This window comes from Streptomyces chiangmaiensis (assembly GCF_036281785.1).
Lineage (GTDB): Bacteria > Actinomycetota > Actinomycetes > Streptomycetales > Streptomycetaceae > Streptomyces > Streptomyces chiangmaiensis.
This window is the reverse complement of the sequence record NZ_JAYWVC010000617.1, coordinates 1-1058: the sequence shown is the minus strand read 5'-3', so window position 1 is coordinate 1058 and position 1058 is coordinate 1. Positions and strand designations below refer to the sequence as shown.

2 protein-coding genes are annotated in these 1058 nt (G+C 69.4%); one reads left to right on the top strand and one right to left on the bottom strand.

Annotated elements, in window-relative coordinates:
• Positions 1-457: transposase (locus tag VXC91_RS45995; protein WP_329513268.1), on the top strand; the 457-nt coding region annotated here is incomplete at its 5' end.
• On the opposite strand, the gene VXC91_RS45990 is transcribed toward VXC91_RS45995, so the two are convergent.
• Positions 375-941, bottom strand: coding sequence for a BAR domain-containing protein (locus tag VXC91_RS45990; RefSeq protein WP_329513267.1), 567 nt, complete (start codon positions 939-941; stop codon positions 375-377). The two genes, VXC91_RS45995 and VXC91_RS45990, sit on opposite strands and share 83 nt — an antisense overlap.
• Positions 942-1058 lie beyond the last annotated feature (117 nt).

Sequence of the window (1058 nt, the reverse complement as noted above, 5' to 3'; positions counted from 1 at the left end):
CGGGCGCAAGCGTCACATCCTGACCGATACCGAGGGCCTGCTCCTGGAGGTAACGGTGACCACGGCCGATGTGCACGACTCCAAGGCCGCCCCCGCACTGCTGGAGACGTTCATGGACCAGCCGGGCCGGCTGCTGAAGCTGGTGTGGGTCGACAGTGCCTACCAGGGTCCGGCGCTGGCGAAGGCGTTCGCCCGCCACGGAGTGCGGATCGAGGTCGTACGCCGATCCGACGGACGGCGCGGATTTGTCGTACTGGCCCGCAGGTGGGTGGTGGAGCGCACGCTGAGCTGGCTCTCCCGCTCACGCCGCCTCAACCGCGACCACGAACGCCGCCCCGACCACCACGCCCAGATGGTGTGGTGGGCCGCCGTGATCAGGCTGTCCCGGCGCCTGGCCGCAGACGCTCCGCGCTGGCCGGAGAAGCGCCCCGGCCGACTGCTCCGGGCGCGGGCATGAACCGTCCGTCCATCGCCCGCACCAGCCAGCCCCGCTTCTCCAGCACGTAGGCACGGTGCCGGATCTTCTCCACCTCGTTCTTGATCTCCGCTTGTCGGCCCACCGCCCTCGTCAACTCCACCCCGTTCACCGGCCCCGAAGCAGCCACCGCAGCGGCAAACACCTCCCGATACAGGCCGCTGAGCACCTCCTCACCCATGCCCGACCGCCACACCGGCGGCCGCTCGCCATGCACCGCGCCCAAGCCGCTCGATCCCACGGCAGCAGCCATCTCACCACCAGACGGCACGGAAACCGGCGTATCAACCGTGCTCTCCTCCGCCAGCACCGACACAAGCTCCTCACGCCCCACCCGGGCCCGCTCGACTCGCTCCCGCGCGGCATCCACCTCCGCCTGAGCCTGCTCCAGAACCTCCGTCCAGGACTCCAGATCCTGCTTTGCCCGCGCCTCACGCTGTTCCATCAACCCCAGCACCGACGGCATCGCACCCTCCTCGATCAACACAAGCCGTCCGCTGCCTGCCCCTACCCCGTCGCGGTCATGCCCCGCACACGAAGAAGCCCCTGCTCATCGAACAGGGACTCCCTTTGCCACAACGCA